General features: G+C 75.2%; 19 protein-coding genes and 1 pseudogene. 4 read left to right on the top strand and 16 right to left on the bottom strand.

What is annotated here, in order from left to right:
- Nucleotides 1-10: 10 nt before the first annotated feature.
- Nucleotides 11-1,447, bottom strand: coding sequence for an N-acetyltransferase family protein (locus tag ACSU6Z_RS03445; RefSeq protein WP_437042728.1), 1,437 nt, complete (start codon nt 1,445-1,447; stop codon nt 11-13).
- A gap of 201 nt (nt 1,448-1,648) precedes the next feature.
- A complete protein-coding gene (locus ACSU6Z_RS03440; protein ID WP_437042726.1) occupies nt 1,649-3,235 on the bottom strand; it encodes an alkaline phosphatase D family protein in 1,587 nt (528 codons plus the stop codon).
- 195 nt (nt 3,236-3,430) lie between these two features.
- Between ACSU6Z_RS03440 and sigJ the strand changes: the two genes are divergently transcribed.
- Nucleotides 3,431-4,333: an RNA polymerase sigma factor SigJ gene (sigJ, locus tag ACSU6Z_RS03435; protein ID WP_437042723.1), complete on the top strand. Its 903-nt coding sequence runs from the start codon at nt 3,431-3,433 to the stop codon at nt 4,331-4,333.
- A 248-nt stretch (nt 4,334-4,581) separates the two neighbouring features.
- The gene (locus ACSU6Z_RS03430) at nt 4,582-5,343 is read left to right on the top strand and encodes a GntR family transcriptional regulator (protein ID WP_437042722.1); all 762 of its coding nucleotides are present in this window, start codon (nt 4,582-4,584) and stop codon (nt 5,341-5,343) included.
- Nucleotides 5,344-5,377: 34 nt separating this feature from the next.
- On the opposite strand, the gene ACSU6Z_RS03425 is transcribed toward ACSU6Z_RS03430, so the two are convergent.
- From ACSU6Z_RS03425 to ACSU6Z_RS03380, 10 genes and pseudogenes are all read right to left on the bottom strand, one after another.
- Nucleotides 5,378-6,538: an ROK family transcriptional regulator gene (locus ACSU6Z_RS03425; RefSeq protein ID WP_437042720.1), complete on the bottom strand. Its 1,161-nt coding sequence runs from the start codon at nt 6,536-6,538 to the stop codon at nt 5,378-5,380.
- A gap of 342 nt (nt 6,539-6,880) precedes the next feature.
- The gene (gene mug / locus ACSU6Z_RS03420) at nt 6,881-7,426 is read right to left on the bottom strand and encodes a G/U mismatch-specific DNA glycosylase (RefSeq protein WP_437050165.1); all 546 of its coding nucleotides are present in this window, start codon (nt 7,424-7,426) and stop codon (nt 6,881-6,883) included.
- Entirely contained in the window at nt 7,423-8,865 is a 1,443-nt protein-coding gene (gene purB, locus ACSU6Z_RS03415; protein WP_437042718.1) for an adenylosuccinate lyase, read from the bottom strand. The genes mug and purB overlap by 4 nt, the downstream gene beginning before the upstream one ends.
- 89 nt (nt 8,866-8,954) lie before the next feature.
- Nucleotides 8,955-9,737, bottom strand: coding sequence for an SGNH/GDSL hydrolase family protein (locus tag ACSU6Z_RS03410; protein WP_437042716.1), 783 nt, complete (start codon nt 9,735-9,737; stop codon nt 8,955-8,957).
- A 59-nt stretch (nt 9,738-9,796) separates the two neighbouring features.
- A complete protein-coding gene (locus tag ACSU6Z_RS03405; RefSeq protein WP_437042714.1) occupies nt 9,797-10,810 on the bottom strand; it encodes a hemolysin family protein in 1,014 nt (337 codons plus the stop codon).
- Nucleotides 10,807-12,219 (bottom strand): hemolysin family protein, encoded by a 1,413-nt coding sequence (locus ACSU6Z_RS03400; protein WP_437042712.1) that lies wholly within the window; start codon nt 12,217-12,219, stop codon nt 10,807-10,809. The genes ACSU6Z_RS03405 and ACSU6Z_RS03400 overlap by 4 nt, the downstream gene beginning before the upstream one ends.
- Before the next feature lie 260 nt (nt 12,220-12,479).
- A pseudogene (locus ACSU6Z_RS03395) lies at nt 12,480-12,920 on the bottom strand (GNAT family N-acetyltransferase); the annotation flags it as partial.
- A gap of 42 nt (nt 12,921-12,962) precedes the next feature.
- The gene (locus ACSU6Z_RS03390) at nt 12,963-13,853 is read right to left on the bottom strand and encodes an LLM class F420-dependent oxidoreductase (protein ID WP_437042711.1); all 891 of its coding nucleotides are present in this window, start codon (nt 13,851-13,853) and stop codon (nt 12,963-12,965) included.
- 45 nt (nt 13,854-13,898) lie between these two features.
- Nucleotides 13,899-16,466 carry an ABC transporter permease gene (locus tag ACSU6Z_RS03385; protein ID WP_437042709.1) on the bottom strand — a complete coding sequence of 856 codons (2,568 nt, stop codon included), beginning with the start codon at nt 16,464-16,466 and terminating at the stop codon, nt 13,899-13,901.
- Between the two features lie 4 nt (nt 16,467-16,470).
- Nucleotides 16,471-17,301 carry an ABC transporter ATP-binding protein gene (locus ACSU6Z_RS03380; RefSeq protein ID WP_437042707.1) on the bottom strand — a complete coding sequence of 277 codons (831 nt, stop codon included), beginning with the start codon at nt 17,299-17,301 and terminating at the stop codon, nt 16,471-16,473.
- A gap of 148 nt (nt 17,302-17,449) precedes the next feature.
- Between ACSU6Z_RS03380 and ACSU6Z_RS03375 the strand changes: the two genes are divergently transcribed.
- Together ACSU6Z_RS03375 and ACSU6Z_RS03370 are read left to right on the top strand one after the other, a co-directional pair.
- Nucleotides 17,450-17,698 (top strand): toxin-antitoxin system HicB family antitoxin, encoded by a 249-nt coding sequence (locus ACSU6Z_RS03375; protein WP_437042704.1) that lies wholly within the window; start codon nt 17,450-17,452, stop codon nt 17,696-17,698.
- 4 nt (nt 17,699-17,702) lie between these two features.
- Nucleotides 17,703-18,077 (top strand): fic family toxin-antitoxin system, toxin component, encoded by a 375-nt coding sequence (locus ACSU6Z_RS03370; RefSeq protein WP_437042702.1) that lies wholly within the window; start codon nt 17,703-17,705, stop codon nt 18,075-18,077.
- Here the strand turns inward: ACSU6Z_RS03370 and ACSU6Z_RS03365 are convergent, their stop codons facing one another.
- The 4 genes from ACSU6Z_RS03365 to bioB form a co-directional block, all read right to left on the bottom strand.
- Entirely contained in the window at nt 18,078-18,773 is a 696-nt protein-coding gene (locus tag ACSU6Z_RS03365) for a class I SAM-dependent methyltransferase (RefSeq protein WP_437042701.1), read from the bottom strand.
- 200 nt (nt 18,774-18,973) lie between these two features.
- The gene (gene bioD, locus ACSU6Z_RS03360) at nt 18,974-19,690 is read right to left on the bottom strand and encodes a dethiobiotin synthase (RefSeq protein ID WP_437050163.1); all 717 of its coding nucleotides are present in this window, start codon (nt 19,688-19,690) and stop codon (nt 18,974-18,976) included.
- Nucleotides 19,691-19,718: 28 nt separating this feature from the next.
- The gene (locus ACSU6Z_RS03355) at nt 19,719-20,999 is read right to left on the bottom strand and encodes an adenosylmethionine--8-amino-7-oxononanoate transaminase (RefSeq protein WP_437042699.1); all 1,281 of its coding nucleotides are present in this window, start codon (nt 20,997-20,999) and stop codon (nt 19,719-19,721) included.
- On the bottom strand, nt 20,992-22,179 hold the full coding sequence (bioB, locus tag ACSU6Z_RS03350) for a biotin synthase BioB (RefSeq protein ID WP_437042698.1): 1,188 nt from the start codon (nt 22,177-22,179) through the stop codon (nt 20,992-20,994). Before bioB ends, ACSU6Z_RS03355 begins: the two co-directional genes overlap by 8 nt.
- Nucleotides 22,180-22,236 lie beyond the last annotated feature (57 nt).

Genomic DNA, 22,236 nt, shown 5'->3' with positions numbered 1-22,236 from the left:
ACGGCGTTCCTCAGATCCGCCCGCCGTACCGCTCCTGCGTCCGGTCGTACGCCGCGCCGGTCCCGGCGGCGGCCCGGTCCAGGCGGGCGGTGACCACCAGGGTGCCCTCCTCGATCTGGTAGTCCAGGGGCAGGCCCAGTCCGCGCATCGCGGCGACCATGCCGGTGTTCGACGACTGCGTGACGGCGTACACGCTGGCGCAGCCCGCCTCGGCGGCCATCGCGACGAGCCGGCGCAGCAGCTCACCGCCGATGCCGCGGCGCTGCCAGGCGTCCTCGACGAGCAGCGCGACCTCCGTCTCGTCGCCGTCCCACAGCAGGTGGCCCAGCCCGACGACGCGCCCCGACGGGGTCTGCACGGCGAGCGTCCGCCCGAAGCGCGGGCTGAGCAGGTGGCCCAGATAGCGGTCGGCGTCACCGACCGGTCCGTGGTACCGCAACCCGAGCGTCCGCGCCGAGCACCGCGCGTGCATCGCCCTGGCCGCCTCCACGTCATGGGTGCCGGCCCGGCGCACCGTGAGGTCGCCGCCCTCGGGCAGCGACAGCACGTCCCCGCCGCGCGGAACGCGCGGACCGAGCCGGGTGTCCAGCTCCACCAGCGCCCTCGCGCGCGCGAACTCGGTCGGGGTGAACGGCAGGTACGGCCGCTCCACCGTGATCACACCGCCCTCCGGCGCGCGCAGCCGCAGCACGGTGTCCTCCAGGACGCCCTCGACCGGTACACCGCCCGCCTCCCGGCCGTCGCCGTCCGGCGGCGCGGGCAGCGAGCGGATCGTGCACCGGCCCAGCAGCCTGCGCAACGCCAAGGGGAGTTCCGCCGCGTCCAGGGCGGTCCGCGTGGCCAGCTCCAGGACGCGGGTCGGCGCGTCCACCAGGTCGTGGGCGTCCGCCCGCTCGATCCAGGAGCCGCTGCCGCCCGCCCGCGCCACCGCCCGGGTGATCTCGGGCGCCTCGACCCCGGCCGGGGCGCGCAGCAGGAACTCGTCGACGGTGCCCTCGCCCAGCGGATGCGTCTGCAGGCTCAGGATGTCCACCCGCCGGTCGGCGAGGGCGGCGCACAGCGCGGCCAGCGATCCGGGCTCGTCCCGCACCGTCGTCCGCATCCGCCACAGCACGCTGTCCACTCCGCAGTCCGACCCGCCGGGACGCTCCGGCGCGGTCCGGCCGGCGGGCTCGGCCAGCCGGCCGGCGCACGGCGGCCGGGCGCCGGTATCGTCCGCCGGCGGTGCGTGGCCGTGGCGGCGTGACCACCACAGGTGGAACCCCGCCGTGGCGACCAGGGCGATCGCCGAGACCACCAGCAGGACCGGGCCGTCCGGGCCGTGGCCCACCAACTGTGCCACGGTGTCCGCCGCGGCGACCGCCGTGAACAGGGCGGCGAGTTCGACCATGTCCCGCCGCCAGTGGCGTACCGGACGGCCGTGCTTGGCGCGCGTCACATCAGACATTTCTCGGCTCATACGGCCACTGTGGAGGAACGGTGTTGCGTGATCACGAACGCCCTGTGACCGCTGGGTAAAGAGCCCTCTGTGCCTTTTGTACCGTTTGTCCTGGTTGCGGCGTGTGGACGGGGGCCGGGACGGGGCCAAACGCGCGCCGCGCACCGGGGGATGACACCGGTGCGCGGCGCACTCACCAGGCTACGGGAGTCACTGGCCGACCCGGCCCGGCTGGAGCACCCGCGTGAACAGCACCGTGCCGTCCTGCTCGCGCAGCCGCACCGTCATCTCCCCGCTGTCGCCGTCGATGTCGACCTCGCCGAAGAACTGGTAGCCGCCGGCGGGCGAGACGTTCGAGGCGGTCGGCGCCTTCACGAACACCCGCTCCGGCCCGAAGGTGCCGTCGAGCGGACTGGCCGGGAACGCCCCGGCGTTCAGCGGGCCGGAGACGAACTCCCAGAACGGCTCGAAGTCCTTGAACGCCGCCCGCGACGGCTGGTAGTGCTGGGCCGAGGTGTGGTGCACGTCGGCCGTCAGCCACACCGTGCCGGTGATCCGCCGGTGCTTGACGAACCGCAGCAGCTCCGCGATCTGCAGCTCGCGCCCCAGCGGGGCGCCCGGGTCGCCCTGTGCCACCGCCTCGACGTTCGGCCGCCCCTCCGACGTGTCGGGCACCACCAGGCCGATCGGCATGTCCGCGGCGATCACCTTCCACACGGCACGCGATCGCGCCAGCTCCCGCTTGAGCCACTCCAGCTGCTCCCGGCCGAGGATGCCCTGCGGGTCCACCGTCTGGTCGCCGGACGAGTTGGCGTTGCGGTACGTCCGCATGTCCAGCACGAACACGTCCAGCAGCGGGCCCTGCCGCAGCACCCGGTACACGCGGCCCTCCCGCGCCCCCGGCCGCAGCGTCGAGATGGGGAAGTACTCGGCGAACGCGCGCCGCGCCCGGGCCGCCAGCACGTCCACGCTCTTCTCGGTGTACCGGCCGTCCGTGTCCGCGACGACCTGGCCCGGGTACCAGTTGTTGCGCACTTCGTGGTCGTCCCACTGGATGATCGACGGCACCTGGGCGTTGAACCGCCGCAGGTTCTCGTCGAGCAGGTTGTAGCGGAAGTTGCCGCGGAACTCGGCGAGCGTCTCGGCGACCTTGGACTTCTCCTCGGTGGTGATGTTCCGCCAGGTGGTGCCGTCGGGGAGCGCCTGCGTCTCGGGGATGGGGCCGTCGGCGTAGATGGTGTCGCCGCTGCACAGGAAGAAGTCGGGGTCCAGGCGGGCCATCGCGTCGTAGATGCGGTAGCCGCCGAGGCCGGGGTTGATGCCCCAGCCCTGGCCCGCCTGGTCGCCGGACCACACGAACCGCACCCCGTCGCGACGGCGGACCGGCACCGTCCGGAACGTGCCGGTCACCGGCTCGCCGGTGCGGCGCGGGTCGTCGGGGTCGGCGAGCAGCACCCGGTAGTGGATCTGCTCGCCGGGCGGCAGGCCGCGCAGCCGGGTCGTGCCGGTGAAGTCCGTGTCCGGCCCCAGCAGCGGACCGCGCCATCTGCGCGGGGCGCGGAACGACTCGGTCGCCGACGTCTCGACGATCATGCGGGCGGGCCGGTCGGAGCGCACCCACACCAGTCCCGAGTCGGTGGTCACGTCCCCCGTCTGCACGCCCCAGCCCGCACCGGGCCGCCCGGACCGGGCGAAGGCCGGTGCCGCGCCGAGCGCCGTGGGCAGGGTCAGGGCCGCCGAGGCGGCCAGGGAGCCGCGCAGGACGCTGCGGCGGTCCGGGAGGGGACGGTGGGACATGGGGGTGCCTCCAGGGACGGGTGGTCCGGCCGGTGTCGGTGCCACACCTACGCGGACTTCGCGGCGCCCACGCGAACCCGAGGTGAACAACCGGCCACACCGCACGCGGTACGCCGCATGTCACACCGCGCCCGCCGCCCGGCCGGGGCGCCGGTCCCGCTGGACACCGCCGGACGCGTCCGCTGGGATGGCCCCGTGACCACCGACACCGACACCGCCGCCGACGTCTTCGAGGAGCACCGCCCCGTCCTCCTGGGCGTGGCCTACCGCATGCTGGGGCGCCTGGCCGACGCGGAGGACGTGGTCCAGGACGCCTGGCTGCGCTGGTCCGCCGCCGACCGCGCGTCGGTCCGCGAACCGCGCGGCTACCTCGTGCGCGTCACCACGCGTCTCGCCGTCGACCGGCTGCGCCAGATCAAGTCGCGGGGCGAGACGTACGTCGGTCCCTGGCTTCCCGAGCCGTACGTCACCCACTACACCGACCACGCGGGCACCGAGCCCGACGCCGCCGAGCGGGCCGTGCTCGCCGACTCCGTCTCCCTCGCCCTCCTCGTCGTCCTGGAGTCCCTCTCGCCCCTGGAACGGGCGGTGTTCGTGCTCAGGGAGGCGTTCGGCTACCCGTACGCCGAGATCGCCGCCATGCTCGACCGCGGCGAGGCGGCGGTGCGGCAGCTCGCCGGGCGGGCCCGCAAGCACGTCGAGGAGCGGCGCCCGCGCTACGACGTCGACCCCGCCCGGCGCCGCGATCTCACCGAGCGCTTCCTCACCGCCGCGGCCGGCGGGGACCTGGAGGGGCTGATGTCCCTGCTCGCGCCCGACGTCCGCCTCGTCGGCGACAGCGGCGGCAAGGCCCGGGCGCCGTTGCGGGTGCTGGAGAGCGCCGACAAGGTGGGCCGCTTCATCCTGGGCGCGACCCGCAAGGGCGGCGTCTCCGGCGCGTCCCTGCGCTTCCTGGAAGTCAACGGCGCTCCCGCCGTGCTGATCCTGTCGGGGGGCGAGCCCGACGCCGTCTTCCAGGTGGAGGTCGCCGAAGGCCTCATCCAGGTCGTCCACATCATCCGCAATCCCGACAAGCTGAGGTCCCTGGCCGCCGTCTGACCGTTCCGGGATCCGGGCGCGGCCCCCGTCGCAGGGCGGGGGCCGCGCCGTCGTGCCACGCCCGCGGAACCGTACGGACTCGCCGCGGGAGTCCCCGCCGCGTCGCCGGCGGCGCGGCGCGCGAGGGACCCGGGATTGGTCTTGACCAAGGGTGGGGGCCGACCTATGGTCGCAGGGAACTGCAACAACCTTTAATAAACAAGGGCGCGGAAAACGCCGCCGCAGACACGGCGATCGCGGAGGACAGGGTGGGGACCACGCAGGTGGAATCGGTGCCGGAGCCCAAGTACTGGCACCTGAGGACCGTGTTGAGCGAGGCGCTGGAGACGGAGTTCTCCGTCGGGGAGATCCTGCCCAACGAACGGGAGCTCGCCGCGCGTTTCGGCGTCGCCCGCGCAACGCTCCGCCAGGCCCTGGAACAGCTCGAACTAGAAGGCCGGCTCCAGCGCCGCCGCGGTGTCGGCACGACCGTCGCCCCGCCGCGCGTGGGCGTGTCCGTCGGCACGGAGCAGCACGTCTGGCCCGGAGCGGCCGGTGACGCCTGGCAACCGGCCGACTGCGCCCTGGCGGTCCCGCCCGCGGCCGTCGCCGACGCCTTGGGCACCGGCCGCGACGAGCCCGTGCACACCGTGCGCCGCTTCCGCACCACGCACGGCCGGCCCGTGGCCGCCGAACTGCTCCACGTCCCCGCCTCCTCGGTGCCCGACCTGTCCGCCATAGAGGCCCCGGCCGGACCCGCACGCGCGCGTGCCGTACTGCGCGAACTGCAGCGCCGGGAGCTGGAGCGTCAGGAGAGCACCGTGGAACTCGGCTCGGCCCGCGCCGAGGACGCCAAGGCGCTGGACCGACTCCCGGGATCGCCCGTCCTCGTCGTCACCACCCGTTACGTCGCCCGGAGCCGCACCGCCGCGCTCTCCGTCGCCACCTACCGCGCGGACACCTGCCGGCTGACGTTCGGCGACTCGGGCGGCGTGCGGATCGACCACGACCCGCACCGCCGGGCCTCCTGACGACCGCACGCCACCGGACACGGGCCCGCGCCGGTCACCGGCGAGGGGCCGTCACCGTACCGTCCACCGCGAACAGCTGCTCCTCCACGTGGTCCAGGGCCAGCCGCAGCGCCCCGGTGGCCACGGCGGCCTCCCCGAGCAGCGACAGCGTCACCTTCGGCGGGCGCAGGCAGTACCGGGCCAGTTCGCGCCGCAGCGGTTCCAGCACGCCGTCCAGCCCCGACGCCCAGCCGCCGATCACCACCAGCTCCGGGTCGAGCGCCAGTGCCAGCGCCGCCACGTCGTGCACCAGTCGCTGGATGAACCGCTCGACGGCCGCGCGGGCCCGCCCGTCGCCCTCCCGGGCCCGTGCGAAGACCTCGGCGACCGCCTGCTCGTCCAGCGGGTGCAGCGGCCGGCCGGTGGTCGACAGCAGCGTCTCCGGCCTCGCCTCCCGGCCCAGCAGATGCAGCGCCCCGATCTCCCCGGCCGCCCCGCCGTACCCGCGGTGCAGCCGCCCCCCGATCAGCGAACCGGCTCCCGGGCTCAGCCCGGCCAGCACGAACACCATGTCGTCGGACTCGGTCGCGGCACCCTTCCAGTGTTCGGCGACCGCCGCCGCGTTCGCGTCGTTCTCCACCAGCACCGGGCACTTGAAGGAACGGCTCAGCCGCTCGCCCAGGCGCAGTCCCGTCCATTCGGGCAGCGCCGTGCCCAGCCGGATCGTGCCGCCCGCCTCCACGATGCCCGGCGTGGCCACGCCCACGGCCCGCAGGGAGCCGCGCGCGACACCGGCCCGGCGCAGCAGTTCGGCCACCGTCGTGCGCAGCCGCTCCAGCCGCTCGTCGGCCGGGGCGCACTCGTCGACCTCCTTGACCTGCGCGCCGATCACCCGGCCGTCCAGGTCGGCCAGCAGCGCCGCGACCCGGTGCGCCCCGATCTCCAGCCCCAGCAGATGACCCGCCTCCGCGCGGAACCGGAACCGCCGCGCGGGCCGCCCCTGCCGCCGGGCGGCGCCTTCCTCCGCGGCCTTCTCGACGACGAGACCCGCCTCGACCAGTCCCTCCACGACGCCTTCGACGGTCGGCCGGGACAGCCCCGTCACCCGCGTGATCTCGGTGAGCGTCGCACAGTCCGTGGCACGCAACGCGTGCAGCACCACCGCGGAGTTGATCCTCCGCAGCAGCGAGGGGTCCCCGCCGGTCAGCCGCCCCACCGTCCGTCCTCCCAGCTCGTGCGCGTGTCGGCCGGATCGTACTCGGCGCGCCGCTCCCCGGCGAGCACGGCCCCGACCGCCCGCTCGGCCCGGCGCGTACGCCGCGATCACCGCCCGCGCGCGTTCCGCGCCCCCGGCTCCACCGGGACGGCGCCCTCCCGCCCGTCCGGCTGCGCCCGCTCCGCCGCGCGGACGGCCCCGGCCGGGGCGAGCGGGTGCCCGAGGTCGTGGAACGCGCCCTCCGCCCGACGCCGACGGCCCTGCGCGCGGTCGGCGGCGCCTTCGTGACCGGGGTCCGGGCCACGGCCACGCGCGGGGCGGACGGCCGCGGCCCGCCCGGATTCACTCCTGGGCGGCGACCCGCAGCCGCGCGAACTCCTCCGCCATCGTCTGCGCCGTCCAGTGCGCGTTCAGCCCGCTGGGGTTGGGCAGCACCCACACGCGCGTGTCCCCGATCGTCCGCTCCTGCGGGCCCACCTTCGCCTTGCGGTCGTCGAACGCCGCCCGGTACGCGGTCACGCCCACGACGGCCAGCCAGCGGGGCCGCAGCCGCGCCACCTTCAGGGCGAGCAGCCGCCCGCCCTCCCGGTACTCCTGTGCGCTCAGCTCGTCCGCCCGCGCGGTCGGCCGCGCGACCACGTTGGTGATGCCGAGCCCGTACGACAGCAGCTCCCGCTGCTCGGACGGCTCCAGCCGCCTGGGGGTGAAACCGGACAGGTGCAGCACCGGCCAGAAGCGGTTGCCGGGGCGGGCGAAGTGGTGACCGGTCGCGGCCGACATCAGACCGGGGTTGATGCCGCAGAAGAGCACGCGGAGGCCGTCCGCGACGACGTCCGGCACCGGACGGTCGCGGGCGGCCTCCAACTCCTCGGGAGTGAAGCGCGTCAGAGGATCGCCCCCGGGGTGTACGCGGCGGCCCGGGGGTGCCGCTTCACGATCTCCTCGACGCGGCCGACGACGGCGGCGACCTGGTCGGCCGCGGCACCGGTGAAGGACAGCTTGTCGGCCATCAGCGCGTCCAGCCCCGCGCGGTCGAGCGGGATGCGCTCGTCGGCGGCGAGCCGGTCGAGCAGCTCGTTGCGCCCGGCGCCCTGCTCGCGCATGGCGAGGGCGCAGGCGACGGCGTTCTCCTTGATCGCCTCGTGCGCGACCTCGCGGCCGACCCCCGCGCGCACCGAGGCCATCAGCACCTTGGTGGTGGCCAGGAACGGCAGGTAGCGGTCCAGTTCGCGGGCGACGACGGCCGGGAAGGCGCCGAACTCGTCGAGCACGGTCAGGAACGTCTCCAGCAGGCCGTCGAGTGCGAAGAACGCGTCGGGCAGCGCGACCCGGCGCACCACCGAGCAGGACACGTCGCCCTCGTTCCACTGGTCGCCCGCCAGTTCGCCGGCCATCGAGGCGTAGCCGCGCAGGACGACCATCAGGCCGTTGACGCGCTCGCAGGAGCGGGTGTTCATCTTGTGCGGCATCGCCGAGGAGCCGACCTGGCCGGGCTTGAAGCCCTCGGTGACCAGCTCGTGCCCGGCCATCAGCCGGATCGTCTTCGCCAGCGAGGACGGCGCCGCCGCCAGCTGCACCAGCGCGGTCACGACCTCGTAGTCCAGCGAGCGCGGGTAGACCTGGCCGACCGAGGTGAACGCCTCGGAGAAGCCCAGGTGCCCGGCGATCCGCCGCTCCAGGTCCGCGAGCTTGCCCGCGTCCCCGCCCAGCAGGTCCAGCATGTCCTGCGCGGTGCCGACCGGGCCCTTGATGCCGCGCAGCGGGTAGCGGCCCAGCAGTTCCTCGACCCGGCCGTAGGCGACGAGCAGCTCGTCGGCGGCGGTGGCGAACCGCTTGCCCAGCGTCGTGGCCTGCGCGGCCACGTTGTGCGAGCGGCCGGCCATGACCAGCTCGCCGTACTCGCCGGCCAGCTTGCCCAGGCGGGCCAGGACGGCCACCGTGCGGTCGCGCATCAGCTCCAGAGACAGCCGGATCTGCAGCTGCTCGACGTTCTCCGTCAGGTCGCGGGAGGTCATGCCCTTGTGCACGTGCTCGTGCCCGGCGAGGTCGTTGAACTCCTCGATCCGCGCCTTCACGTCGTGCCGGGTGACCTTCTCCCGCTCGGCGATGGAGGCCAGGTCGACCCGGTCGAGGACGCGCTCGTAGTCGGCGATCGCCTCGTCGGGCACCTCGATGCCGAGGTCCTTCTGGGCGCGCAGCACGGCGAGCCAGAGCTGCCGCTCCAGCTTCACCTTCTGCTCGGGCGACCAGAGCGTGGCGAGCTCGGCGGAGGCGTAGCGTCCGGCGAGGACGTTGGGGATGCGGGGCTTGGCGGGAGCGGAAGTCACGTGTACGGATTCTACTGGCGGTTCCTGCAGGCCGGCGCCGCGGTCCCCTTCGGCGGAACCTACGAGGGAGGGCCGCGGGGCGGGAGGGCTCAGGCCACCGGCCCCTCGTAGGGCAGCAGCTCGGGCCGCTTCGCCGGGCGGCCGTCGCCCGAGGAGCGGCCGGTCAGCCGGCGGCCGATCCACGGCAGCAGGTGCCGCCGGGCGAACCGGACGTCCTCGATCCGCCGCGTGACCCACCCCGGCGGCGGCGTCGCCGGCATCGGCGTGTGCCAGTCGGGGTCCTGCGGTTCGTGGCCGAGCGCCTGCCACACCGCCTCCGCGACCCGGCGGTGCCCCTCGGCGGTCAGGTGCAGCCGGTCCACGTCCCACAGCCGCGGGTCGCCCAGCGAGGGTGCCCCGTACAGGTCGACGACGAGCGCGCCGTGCCGGGCGGCGAGGTCGTCGATGCAGGTGAACAGCGCCTCCATGCGCGGCCGGAAACGCTCCAGGACCGGGCCCTGGCGGCCGGGGCTGCGCATCAGCACCAGCTGCTTGCAGTTCGGTGCCAGCCGCTCCACGGCCTCGGTGAGCAGATCGCGCACCCGCCCCATGTCGCACTTGGGGCGCAGGGTGTCGTTGAGTCCGCCCACCAGTGTGATCACGTCGGCGCCCATGGCCGCTGCCAGGTCCACCTGCTCCTCGACGATCTGCCCGATCAGCTTCCCGCGCACCGCGAGGTTGGCGTACCGGAAGCCGGGGACCCGGGCCGCCATCCGCGCGGCGAGGAGATCCGCCCAGCCGCGGTAGGAGCCGTCCGGCAGCAGGTCCGACATGCCCTCGGTGAAGGAGTCGCCGACCGCGACGAGGCTGGTGTACGTGGGGTTCATCCGCATGGCGACGAAGATGCTATCCCGTGCACATACCCACCGGTCGGCCGCCCCGTCCGCCCGCCTCAGGCGCGCTGCCCGAACAGTTCCCGCAGCACGTCCTCCATGGTCACCAACCCCGCCGGCCGCCCGTCGGCGCCGAGCACGGCCGCCAGGTGCGTGCGGCTGCCCCGCATCGCCGTGAGCACGTCGTCCAGCGGCGTGCTCTCCCGCACCCGCGCGACGGGCCGCATGTCCCGCAGCCGGAAGGGCGCGTCCCGCGGCGAGGCGTCCAGCGCGTCCTTCACGTGCAGATAGCCGACGATCCGCCGCCCGTCGTCCACCACCGGGAAACGGGAGAACCCGGACTCGGCGGACAGCCGCTCCAGCCGCTCGGGCGTGATTCCCACGCGGGCGTACACCACCCGTTCCAGCGGCAGCACCACATCGCGCACCGGCCGCCGGCCCAGCTCCAGCGCGTCGTGCAGCCGCTCCTGCGCCCGGTCGTCGATGAGCCCGGCCTCACTGGCGTCCTTGACGATCTCGGCCAGCTCGGTGTCCGTGAAGGTCGCCGACACCTCGTTCCGCGTCTGGACCCTGAGCAGCCTCAGCAGGGCGTTGGCGAAGGCGTTGACCGTGAAGATCACCGGCCGCAGCGCCCGGGAGAGCGCCACCAGCGGCGGACCGAGCAGCAGCGCGCTGCGCACCGGCTCCGCCAGCGCGATGTTCTTCGGCACCATCTCGCCGAGCAGCATGTGCAGATAGGTGGCCAGGGCCAGGGCGATCACGAAGGACACCGCGTGCCCGGCACCGCTCGGCACGCCCGCCGCGTGGAACACCGGCTCCAGCAGGTGCGCGATCGCCGGCTCCGCGACCACACCGAGGACCAGCGTGCACAGCGTGATGCCGAGCTGCGCCGCCGCCATCAGCGCGGACACGTGCTCCAGCCCCCACAGCACGCTCCGCGCCCGCCGGTCCCCCCGCTCGGCGTACGGCTCGACCTGGCTGCGGCGTACGGAGATCAGCGCGAACTCGGCGCCCACGAAGAAGGCGTTGACGACCAGTGTCGCCAGACCGATCAGCAGCTGTACGGCGGTCATCGCCCGGCCTCCCTGGTCTCCGGCTCCCCGCGGCCCTCCGCGCCCCGGGCCTTCCCGGACCCGCGCGGGCCGCCCGGGTCCTCGGCGGTCCCCGTCCGCTCGCCGTCCAGCGGCGCGCGCAGCAGGACGCGGGCCGCCCGGTGGCCGGCGGCGTCCACCACGTCCAGCCGCCAGCCGGCCACCAGGACGGTGTCGCCGGGGGCGGGGATGCGTCCCAGGGTGTGCGCGACCAGGCCGGCCAGCGTCTCGTACGGCCCCTGGGGCACCCGGAGCCCGACCCCCGCGAGCCGGTCCACCCGGGCCGCGCCGTCGGCCCGGTACAGGGGGCGCCCGCTCTCGTCGGTGCCGGCCGGGTCCAGCTCCGGCGCCTCGTGCGGGTCGTGCTCGTCGCGGACCTCGCCGACGACCTCCTCGACGATGTCCTCCAGCGTGGCCACCCCCGCCGTCCCGCCGTACTCGTCGATCACCACGGCCATCGTGCGCCGGCCGGAGAGCCGGTCGAGCAGCCGGTCCACGGTGAGCGTCGCCGGGACCAGCAGCGGCTCGCGCATCAGCTCGGAGACCGGGACCCGGGGCCGGCGCTCGGCGGGCACGGCCAGGACGTCCTTGATGTGCGCGGTGCCCACGACCGCGTCGAGGGTGCCGAGGTAGACGGGGAAGCGGGACAGGCCGGTCGCCCGGGTCGCGTTCGCCACGTCCTCGCAGGTCGCCCGGGCGTCCAGGGCGACCACCTGCACACGCGGGGTCATCACGTTCTCGGCGGTCAGGTCGGCGAGGTTCAGCGTCCGCACGAACAGCTCCGCGGTGTCGGCCTCCAGCGCGCCCTGCCTCGCGGAGTGCCGGGCCAGCGCCGCCAGCTCCTGCGGCCCGCGCGTGGCGGCCAGCTCGTGCGTGGGCTCCACACCGAGCCGGCGCACGACCCGGTTGGCCGTGTTGTTCAGGTGGGTGATGAAGGGCCGGAAGGCGGCGCTGAACCAGCGCTGCGGATTGCCCGCCCGCCGGGCCACGGCCAGCGGGGAGGAGATCGCCCAGTTCTTGGGCACCAGCTCGCCGACGACCATCAGGAACACCGTCGACAGGGCGGTGCCCAGTACCAGCGCCAGGGAGGAGGCGGCCGCGCGGGAGGCGCCGGCGTCCCGCAGCGGACCCGCGATCAGCGCGGCGATCGAGGGCTCGGCGAGCATGCCGACCACCAGGTTGGTGACCGTGATGCCGAGCTGCGCCCCGGAGAGCTGGAAGGTCAGGTTCCGTACGGCTTTCAGGGCGCCCGCCGCGCCCCGCTCGCCGCGCGCCGCGGCCCGCTCCAGCTCGCCGCGCTCCACGGTGGTCAGGGAGAACTCCGCGGCGACGAAGGCACCGCACGCGAGCGAGAGCAGGATCGCCACCAGCAGCAGGAGCACCTCGGGCATCGACTCACCTCCCTTCCACGATCGACCGGGCGACGGGGGATCGCGCGACGGGCGGGGACTCGCAACCGCCCGTGGAGGACCGGAGGCAACCGTTCATGGAGACCGAGTGGCCCGCTCCGGGTAAAGGATGGGCAAAGAAGGGCGGGCGGCGCTCTCGCGGGCTCCGGCGCCGGCGGGCCGCCCCCCGGCCGCCCTGGACGGCCGCCGCACCACCGGCCGTCCCGTCCGCGGGAGCGGTGAGGCGCCCGCGTCCCGGCGCGTCAGTCCGCCAGGTGCTTCACCCAGCGCCGCCACTGCTCCTGCGGCGCGTACCCGGCCGCCCGCCACGCGTGCTGCGCCCGCTCGTTGCGCACCAGCACCATCGCGTCCCCGCGGCGTCCCCCGAGCCGTACGAACCGCTCCTCCGCGGCGGCGAGAAGGGCCGAGGCGATGCCCTGGCGGCGGTGGTCCGGATGGACGGCCAGCCGGTACAGGTGACAGCGCCAGCCGTCGAAGCCCGCGATCACCGTGCCGGCCGGCTCGCCGTCGCGCTCGGCCAGGATCAGCGCCCCGGGATCCCGGGCGAGAAGCCGTTCCACGCCGTCCCGGTCGTCGGTGATGCTCGTGCCCTCGGCGGCGACCTTCCAGAAGGCCAGCACGGCGTCCAGGTCCCCGGGCCCGGCGGCCCGTATCCGCAGCTCGTCCATGCCGTGATCACACCACCACCGGGCCCGGCCGCGCGGCTCTTTCCGCGATGCGGACGGTCAGGCGTCGCGCAGGGCCGCCATGACCGGGGCGAACGCCTCCATGGACGGTTCCAGGACGGTCAGGTAGGTGAACCCGTACCGCTCCCGCTGGGCCCGGACCTGCGCGGTGATCTGTTCCACCGTCCCGACGAGGAGGATCGGCAGCTCCAGCACCTGCGCGGTGGTCAGGTGCGGCGCCGCGTCCAGGAGGGGCCGCACCGCGGCCTCGCGGTCCTCGGTGACGAGGACCTGCTGGACGAGCAGGTTGAGCTCCGCGGGCCGCGCGCGGCCCGCGGCCAGCTCCCGGTACCGCGCCACGCGCTCGTCGAGTTCCCCGGCCGTGATCGGGGCCAGGTGCCCCGTCGTGCCACCCGGCACGGCACGGGCGCCCGTGAAGGCGGCGATGTCGGCGTGCTCGGCGGCCAGCCGCAGCATCCGGTCGCCGTTGCCGCCGATCAGCAGCGGCACCCCGGGCCGCTGCACCGGCTGCGGCCGGTACTCGGGTGAGCCCAGCAGCCGGTCCAGCTCCTCCACCGTGCGCCGCAGGTGGTCGACCCGCTCGCGCGGCGAGCCGAACGGCAGCCCGGCCGCCTCGTGCTCCGCCGGTACGTAGCCGGCGCCGAGCCCGAGTTCCAGGCGCCCGCCGGTCAGCGCGTCCGCCGTCGCCACCTCGCGGGCCAGCAGTGCCGGGTTCCAGAACCCCGCGTTGAGGACGAACGTGCCCAGCCGCGGGCGCTCGGTGGCCTCGGCCGCCGCGACCAGCGCCGGGAACGGCGCCGCCATGCCCAGGTGGTCGGGGACGAGGATCACGTCGTACCCCAGCTCCTCGGCCCGGCGGCACTTGGCGCGCCATTCCCCGTCCGGGGCGGGGTCCACGAGGTTGACGCCGAAGCGGAACGGACGTTTCATCAACTCTCCATCCGGAAACGGGACTTGTGGACGCAGGTGAGTCAATCACTCGTGCGCGATGGCCGTCAGCACATTCATGCGGGACGCACGCGACGCGGGCAGCAGCGCCGCCACGACCCCCACCACCGCCGAGCCGAGCACGACCGCGGCGACCGTGCCCCACGGGACGGCGAACGCCGTCATGCCCTCCAGGGCCAGCACCCGCTGGGTGCACACGCCCCACACCAGGCCCAGCGCCAGCCCCAGCACCGCGCCGAACACCGCGATCACCACCGACTCCAGCCGGATCATCCGCCGCAGCCCGCGCCGGGAGAGCCCGATCGCCCGCAGCAGCCCGATCTCCCGGGTGCGCTCCACCACCGACAGGGCGAGGGTGTTGACCACGCCGAGGACCGCGATGACGATCGCCAGCCCCAGCAGCGCGTACACGAGGTGGAGCAGGACGGCGATCTGGTCGCGCACCAGCTCCTTGTAACCGGCCTGGTCGCGCACCTGCACCTGCGGGTAGGGGGCGAGCGTCCGCTCCAGGGCCGCGCGCAGCTCGTCGTCGCCCGTGCCGGCGGCGGCGTTCACGTACAGCACGGCGTCCCGGCCGCCCGGCGCGTACCGCTCCAGCGTGGACAGGCCCAGGAACAGCCCGCCCGGCGCCCGGAACCCCGCGGCGGACTCCCGGCCGGTCAGGGCGCCCACGGTCAGCCCGGCGGTGCGCCCGCCCTGGAACTCGACGGGGACCGCGGCGCCGGGACGGACGCCGTGCTCCCGGGCGAACTCCGCGTCCATCGCCAGCCGCCCCGGCGCGAGCGCGGCGCGGCCGTTCCCGTGCGCGTAGGCGAGGTCGGCGACCTCGTCGAGCCGGGGGTCGTAGGCCGTGGCGGTGGTCTCCACGCGGTCGCCGTCCGGCAGCCGCACCGCGACCGGCGCGAACCGGGAGCGTACGACCAGTCCGGCGCCGGGCGTGTCGCGCACCGCCTCGGTGACCTCGCGGGGGAAGGGCGCGGAGTTGCCGTTGCGGACGATGAAGTCACAGCCCAGCGTCCGGTCGATCTGCCGGTCGAAGGAGGCGGTGATCGAGGCGCCGGCCACGGACATCCCCACGGCCAGGGCGATCCCCACCATCAGCGCGGCGGCGGTGGCGCCGGTGCGGCGCGGATTGCGCAGGGCGTTGCGCCGGCCCAGCAGGCCGACGGCGCCGAACAGGGCGGGGAAGGCCGCGCCGAGGACCCGGATCACCGGCCGGACCAGCAAGGGGCCCGCGGCCACGGTGGCGACGAGCGTCAGAAGGACACCGGCGCCGAGCAGGGACGCCGCCGGACCCGTGCGGGACGCCGCCGCGCACCCGGCGAGCGCGGCGGCGCCCGCCGCCCCGGTGACCGCGCCCGCCACCGCACGCGCCCGCAGCGGCCGGCCCGCGCCGGCCGCCTCGGTCTCCGCGAGCGCCGCCATCGGGGAGACGGCCGCGGCCCGGCGGGCCGGGAGATACGCCGCCACGAGCGTCACGCCGATGCCGGCGGCGTACCCCGCGACCGGTGTCACCCAGCCGATCACCATGTCGGTGGAGCGGATGCGCATGCCGAGCGCGTTCATCAGCCCGATCAGCCCCGCGGCCAGCCCCACCCCCGCGGCCAGCCCCAGCGTGGCCCCGGCCACGCCGAGCAGCAGCGCCTCGGCGAGCACCGACCGGCGGACCTGGCGCCGGTCGGCTCCCAGCGCCCGCAGCAGGCCCAGTTCGCGGGTGCGCTGGGCGATCAGCATGGAGAACGTGTTGACGATCAGGAAGACGCCGACGAGGACGGCGACCCCGGCGAAGCCGAGCATGACCCACTTCAGGACGTCGAGGAAGTCGCCCAGCCGCCGGACGTCCGACTCGGCCTGCTCGGCGGCGGTCCGGTACGTGTAGGCGCCGGGACCCAGCGCGGCGGCGACACGCCGCTTGAGCCGCTCGTCGTCGACGCCCTCCGCGGCGTCGACGGAGATGCCGGTCGCGGCGTGGGCGTCGCCCAGCAGCCGCGCCTGCGCGGTCGGCGTGTCGAGGAAGAGCAGCGCGGTGCCGGGGCTGGCGGTGGTGAAAGCGGCGATGCCGACGACCTCGACCGGGAAGGAACCCGGCGGGGCGATCACGGTGAGGGTGTCGCCGATCCGTACGCCCGCGCGGTCGGCGGTCACCTCGTCCAGCACCGCCTGCCCCGGCCCGCGCGGGGCGTGACCGGAGCCCAGCTCGACGGCGCCGCGTTCGCCCGGGTCCCAGTTGCCGCCGGTCGTCGGCGCGCCGGTGGTGGGGCTCACCGGCCGGCGCTCGGCGTCGACGAGGGTGATGTTCTCGGCCTCGGCGTCCACGCGGGCGGCGGCGACCCCCTCGACGCGGGCCACCCGGTCGGCGAGCGCGGCGGGCAGGGTGGCGGTCCGGCCCGACGGGAGGGTCTCGTCCAGGCTCTCCTCGGGGCGGACGGTGACATCGGCCGCCGTCGAGGCGAACAGCCGGTCGAAGGTGCGGTCGAGGGTGTCGGAGAAGATCAGGCTGCCCGCGACGAACGCCACGGACAGCACGACGGCCAGCGCCGACAGCAGCAGCCTGCCCTTGTGCGCCAGAAAACTCCGCAGGGTGGCCTTGAGCACCGGGTCAGCCCCTCCTCCCCGCGGCCCCGGCGGACCCGCCGCCGTCGTCGCCGGCCGGGCCGCGCACCGCGTCGAACCGCTTCATGCGCTCCAGCACCGCCGGGGCCGTCGGCCGTTCCAGCCGGTCCACGATCCGCCCGTCCACCAGGAAGAGCACCAGGTCGGAATGGGCGGCTGCGCCCGGGTCGTGGGTGACCATGACGACGGTCTGCCCCAGGTCGTCGACGGCCCCGCGCAGGAAGCCCAGCACCTCCAGGCCGGCCCGGGAGTCGAGGTTGCCGGTCGGCTCGTCCGCGAAGACCAGCTCGGGCCGGGAGACCAGCGCCCGCGCGCAGGCCACCCGCTGCTGCTGGCCGCCGGAGAGCTGCGCGGGCCGGTGCCCGAGACGGTCGCGCAGGCCCAGCGTGCCGATCACCCGGTCGAGCCACCGCCCGTCGGGCCGCCGGCCCGCGATGTCCAGGGGCAGGGTGATGTTCTCCAGCGCGTTCAGGGTGGGAACCAGGTTGAACGACTGGAACATGAACCCGACCCGGTCCCGGCGCAGCCGGGTCAGTTCCCGGTCCTTCAACCCGGTGATCTCGGTGTCCCCGAGCCACACCCGGCCGGCCGACACGGTGTCCAGCCCCGCCAGGCAGTGCATCAGCGTGGACTTGCCGGAGCCCGAGGGCCCCATGACCGCGGTGAAACGGCCGCCCGCGATGTCGACGTCCACCGAGTCCAGGGCGAGCACCGCCGTCTCGCCCGAGCCGTACGCCTTGGTCAGCCCCCGGGCGCGCGCGGCGAACCGACCGGCCGGCCCGGGTGGCGGGGCGTGCTCCGCGGCGGGTGTGGGCACGGGTGCCTCCTTGCTCGGCGGCGGGGGCGTGGGACGTCCGCGTCCCGGCCGGGAAAGGGTGATCCGCCTCACACAGTACGGCGAACGCGGCGTGCGCGCGGCGACGGCGGCCTTGCCGCTGCTAGCGGTACGGCGCTAGCGTCGAGGTATGGCGAAGACCCAGCTGAACGTGCGGGTGGACGAGGACACCGCCCGGGCCGCACGCGAGCGCGCCCTGGCCCGCGGCATGAGCGTCAACCGTTACATCGAGGAGCTGGTCCGCCGCGACGTGGGCGAAGTGGGCCACACGTTCGTGGAGGCCGCCGCCGACTTCATGCGGCAGTACGAGAAGGTGTTCGCCGAGAACACGTTCACCGGCGAGGCGTTCCCCGAGGGGGCAGGCGACGGCCGCCGCTGATCCGTTGGACCACCTGAGAATCGACCTCGCCTGGCTGCTGATGCTCGCCGAGCGGAAGATGCCCACGGACCCCCAGGTCACCGACTGGGGCGCCCTCGTCGCCGCCGTCGCCCGTCACCAGGCCGAGATCATCGGCGTCCCCGTCTACGACAGTCCGCACGCGCGGGCCGCGGCGCTGCTGCAGTCCCTGATCCGCGTCCCGGCGCTGGAGCGGTCCAACGCCCTGTTCGCCACGGCCGTCGCCTACGCCTACCTCGTGGCCGGCGGCCTGAAGGTCGCCCCGTCGCCGGAGCAGGTCCTCGCCCTGGCCCGGCTGGTGCACGACGGCCGGGCGTCCGTCGACGACATCGCCCGGGAACTGCGCCAGTGGTGCCTGTGACTACCCCGCGTCACCGGCGGTGCCGGGGCGCCACGCCACGCCCGTCACGCAGTACGAGGTGGGCAGCCTCGGCCCCTTCTCCGGCATCAGCGTCCGCCGGTAGGGGCCGATCTCGAACCCGGCGGCCCTGAGCGCGGCGACCGGGTCACGGGACAGGTGGCAGCCGCCGGTCAGCGCCGGCCACACCGTCCGGTCCAGCACCCGCTGGGTGGCGCCCATGACCGGGCCGCCGCCCCGCCCGTGCTCGAAGAACCGCACCTCGCCGCCGGGCCGCAGCACCCGCCGCACCTCCCCGAGCGCCCGCGGCACGTCCCTGACGCTGCACAGCACCAGCGACAGCACGGCCGCGTCGAACGCCTCGCCCTTGACCGGCAGCGCCTCCGCCGCACCCGGCACCACGTCCACGGGCACCCCCGCGCGCAGCGCCGCCTCCATCGCGGACCTCCGCAGCACCCGTTCCGGTTCGACGGCGACCACCTCCGCGACCGCGCCCGGGTAGTGCGCGAAGTTCAGCCCGTTGCCCGCGCCGATCTCGACGACCCGCCCGGACAGGCCGGCGAGCAGCCGCTCGCGCACGCCGCCCATGCCCGCCCGGGTCTCGGCGGCCGTGCTGATCCGGGCGTAGCAGCGGGCGAACAGCGGGTGGTGCACGGCATCCCGCGGCGCCGTGCCGGAGCGGGGGGAGCGGAGCGGCATGTGACCTCCTCGTGAGGCGGGCCTCACCCCGGATCGTCCCCGCACACGGCTCCGCGCATCCCCCCGCCGCCGGTTCACTTCCCGGCGGCCGCCCGCCGCGGCCGCTCGCCATGGACGGGCCGCACCCGGACGGGTGCCCGCCTCCCGGACGGCCGCCCACCTCCCGGACGGCCGCCCGCCTTCGGAGGAGGGCCGCCCGTTCAGGACGCCTGCCGTGCCCCGAACACCTCCGCGTCCCACGTGCCGCCGAGCCGCGGCGCCAGCCAGCCGGGTGCCGCCGCGCGGAAGGCGGCCGGATCGAGCGCGCCCGCCCCGGCGGGCACGGCGCCGAGCAGGGGCGCGCCGGCCACGTCCGGCAGGTCGGCGAGGTTGCAGCGGCACGCCAGGTCCGGGTCGGCGGGCCAGCTGCCGATCACCACCCCCGCCAGACCGATGCCGCGCGCGCCCAGCTCGCGTGCCGTCAGCTCCGTCGCGTTCAGCGTGCCCAGGCCCGCCGTCGCCACGACCAGCACCGGCGCCCGGAGCAACCCCGCCACGTCCGCCAGGGTCCCGCCCGCCGTGTCGAACCGGACGAGCAGTCCGCCCGCCCCTTCGACCAGCACCAGGTCGTGCTCGGTGGCCAGCTTGGCCGCGGCCTCCGCCACCGCCTCCGGGCGCACCGGGGCGAGCCCGGCCCGCCGCGCGGCCGTCGCCGGCGCCAACGGCTCGGGGAACCGGGCGACTTCGGCCGCCGTCACGGGTCCCGCGAGCCGGACCGCCTCCCCGGCGTCCCCGGGCTCGTCCGGCCCCACCCCGGTCTGCGCGGCCTTCAGCACGGCCACCGACCGCCCGGCCGCCAGTGCCGTCGCCGCGACGGCGGCGGTCACCACCGTCTTGCCGACCTCCGTGCCCGTGCCCGTGATCACCAGGACCGGCACGTCGCCCATGTCGCGCATGGCACCCCTCTCATCCTTCCTCCGCCGCCGCGCACACCGCGCGCGCGATCCTCGCCACGTCCGCGTCGTCCGTGACGTACGGCGGCATGGTGTAGATCAGGTCGCGGAACGGCCGCAGCCACACGCCCTCGCGCACGGCCGCCTCCGTCGCCGCCCTCATGTCGACGGCGTGGTCGAGCTGGACCACCCCGATCGCCCCGAGGACCCGTACGTCCCGCACCCCGGGCAGCCCGGCCGCGGGCGCGAGCCCTTCCCGCAGCCCCGCCTCGATCCGCTCGACCTCGGCGGGCCAGTCCCGGTCCAGGAGCAGCCCGATCGAGGCGCACGCCACCGCCGCCGCCAGCGGGTTGCCCATGAACGTCGGGCCGTGGGCGAGCACCGGCACCTCGCCCCGCGAGATGCCGTCGGCCACCCGCGAGGTGCACAGCGTCGCCGCCATCGTCAGATAGCCGCCGGTCAGCGCCTTGCCCACGCACATCACGTCCGGCGTCACCGCCGCGTGCTCCGCCGCGAACAGCGCGCCCGTCCGCCCGAAACCGGTGGCGATCTCGTCGAACACCAGCAGCACGTCGTGCGCGTCGCACGCCTCGCGCAGCACCCGCAGGTACGCGGGGGAGTGGAACCGCATCCCGCCCGCGCCCTGCACCACCGGCTCGACGATCACCGCGGCCAGCTCGTCCGCGTGCCGCCCGATCAGCTCGCGCAGGTGCCGCGCGTAGGCCTCCTCGTACGCGGTCGGCGGGGCGTCGGCGAACACCTGCGGCTGGAGCACGCCGGACCACAGCCGGTGCATGCCGCCCTCCGGGTCGCACACCGACATCGGCTGCCAGGTGTCGCCGTGGTAGCCGCCCCGCCAGGTCAGCAGGCGCCGCTTGCCGGGCCGGCCGAGCGAACGCCAGTACTGGAGGCACATCTTGACCGCCACCTCCACCGACACCGAGCCGGAGTCGGCGAGGAAGACGTGCTCCAGCCCCTCGGGCGAGATGTCGACGAGGAGCTTCGCCAGCCGTACGGCGGGCTCGTGGGTGAGCCCGCCGAACATCACGTGGCTCATCCGCCCGAGCTGCTCGCGGACGGCCTCGTTCAGCACGGGGTGGTTGTAGCCGTGGACGGCCGACCACCACGACGACATGCCGTCCACCAGTTCGCCCGCCCCGTCGGCGAGCTTCAGCCGCACCCCGCTCGCCGACTCCACGACGAGCGGGGCCTCGCGGCCGGGCATGGGGCCGTACGGGTGCCAGACGTGCCGCCGGTCCAGTTCCAGCAGCTCGGGCACGCCCGGCTCAGGCATTGGGCGCCAGGTCCGTTCCGGCGCCCCGGCGGCGTACGGCGACCAGGTCGGTGCGGGGCTCGCCGGTCCCCGGCGCGGAGCCGCAGACGCCACCGCCCCCGTGCGCGCAGCCACCGCCCTCGCGCGCGCCGCCCCCGTCCGCGCAACCGCCCCCGTGCGCGCCGCATCCGCCGCCCGCCCGGTGCTCCGGCAGCGTCGCCTGCCCGGTGCCCTCCACCTCGAACCCGGCGTCCGCGATCATCTCCAGGTCGGCCCTGCCCGCCTGGCCCTCGCTGGTGAGGTAGTCGCCGAGGAAGATCGAGTTGGCCAGGTGCAGGGCGAGCGGCTGCAGCGTGCGCAGGTGCACCTCGCGCCCGCCGGCGATGCGCACCTCCACGTCCGGGCACACGAACCGCACCATCGCCAGGATGCGCAGGCAGCGCTGGGGGGTGAGGTTCCACTCGTCGGCCAGCGGCGTGCCCTCGAACGGGATGAGGAAGTTGACCGGAACCGAGTCCGGGTCCAGCTCGCGCAGGGCGAAGACGACGTCGACCAGGTCCTCGTCGCTCTCGCCCATCCCCGCGATCAGCCCGGAGCAGGCGGACAGCCCGGCCGCGTGCGCCTTCCGCACGGTGTCCACCCGGTCGGCGTAGGTGTGCGTGGTGGTGATGTCCCCGTACGTCGCCTCGGACGTGTTCAGGTTGTGGTTGTAGGCGTCCGCGCCCGCCTCGCGCAGCCGCTCCGCCTGGCCCTCGGAGAGCAGACCGAGGCAGGCGCACACCTCGACGCCCTCGTTCTCCTCCTTGACGGCCTTGATGGTCTCGGAGACCCGGTCCACGTCCCGGTCGGTGGGACCGCGCCCGCTGGCCACCAGGCACACCCGTTTGGCGCCCCCGGCCACGCCCGCGGCGGCGGCCTCGGCGGCCTCGTCGGGCTTGAGCCAGGTGTACTTCAGGATGCCGGCCCGCGAGCCGAGCCGCTGGGAGCAGTAGGAGCAGTCCTCCGGGCACAGCCCGGACTTGAGGTTGACGAGGTAGTTGAGCTTCACCCGCCGCCCGAACCAGTGCCGGCGCACCCGGCCGGCCGCGGCCACCACGTCGAGCAGGTCGTCGTCGGAGGTCGCGAGGACGGCCAGCGCCTCCTCGCGCGTCGGCGTCTCGCGCCGAAGTCCCTTGTCCACCAGCGTCTTCAGCAGGTCCATGAGAGCCGATCCTGGCCTACTCGGCCGCCTGTGGCCACGGAGACTCCTTACAACTTC

Origin of the sequence: Streptomyces sp. enrichment culture, from assembly GCF_964273145.1 — a bacterium.
Classification (GTDB): Bacteria; Actinomycetota; Actinomycetes; order Streptomycetales; family Streptomycetaceae; genus Streptomyces.
The sequence above is the reverse complement of the archived record's forward strand: the minus strand, read 5'-3'. Positions and strand labels throughout refer to the sequence as shown.

Coding starts and splice junctions, on each gene's coding strand:
- ACSU6Z_RS03405 (WP_437042714.1), bottom strand. CDS start 10,810: ATGACCGCCGTACAGCTGCTGATCGGTCTGGCGACACTGGTCGTCAAC.
- ACSU6Z_RS03440 (WP_437042726.1), bottom strand. CDS start 3,235: ATGTCCCACCGTCCCCTCCCGGACCGCCGCAGCGTCCTGCGCGGCTCC.
- ACSU6Z_RS03400 (WP_437042712.1), bottom strand. CDS start 12,219: ATGCCCGAGGTGCTCCTGCTGCTGGTGGCGATCCTGCTCTCGCTCGCG.
- ACSU6Z_RS03410 (WP_437042716.1), bottom strand. CDS start 9,737: ATGCGGATGAACCCCACGTACACCAGCCTCGTCGCGGTCGGCGACTCC.
- ACSU6Z_RS03355 (WP_437042699.1), bottom strand. CDS start 20,999: ATGCCTGAGCCGGGCGTGCCCGAGCTGCTGGAACTGGACCGGCGGCAC.
- ACSU6Z_RS03365 (WP_437042701.1), bottom strand. CDS start 18,773: ATGCCGCTCCGCTCCCCCCGCTCCGGCACGGCGCCGCGGGATGCCGTG.
- ACSU6Z_RS03375 (WP_437042704.1), top strand. CDS start 17,450: ATGGCGAAGACCCAGCTGAACGTGCGGGTGGACGAGGACACCGCCCGG.
- bioB (WP_437042698.1), bottom strand. CDS start 22,179: ATGGACCTGCTGAAGACGCTGGTGGACAAGGGACTTCGGCGCGAGACG.
- ACSU6Z_RS03445 (WP_437042728.1), bottom strand. CDS start 1,447: ATGTCTGATGTGACGCGCGCCAAGCACGGCCGTCCGGTACGCCACTGG.
- ACSU6Z_RS03390 (WP_437042711.1), bottom strand. CDS start 13,853: ATGAAACGTCCGTTCCGCTTCGGCGTCAACCTCGTGGACCCCGCCCCG.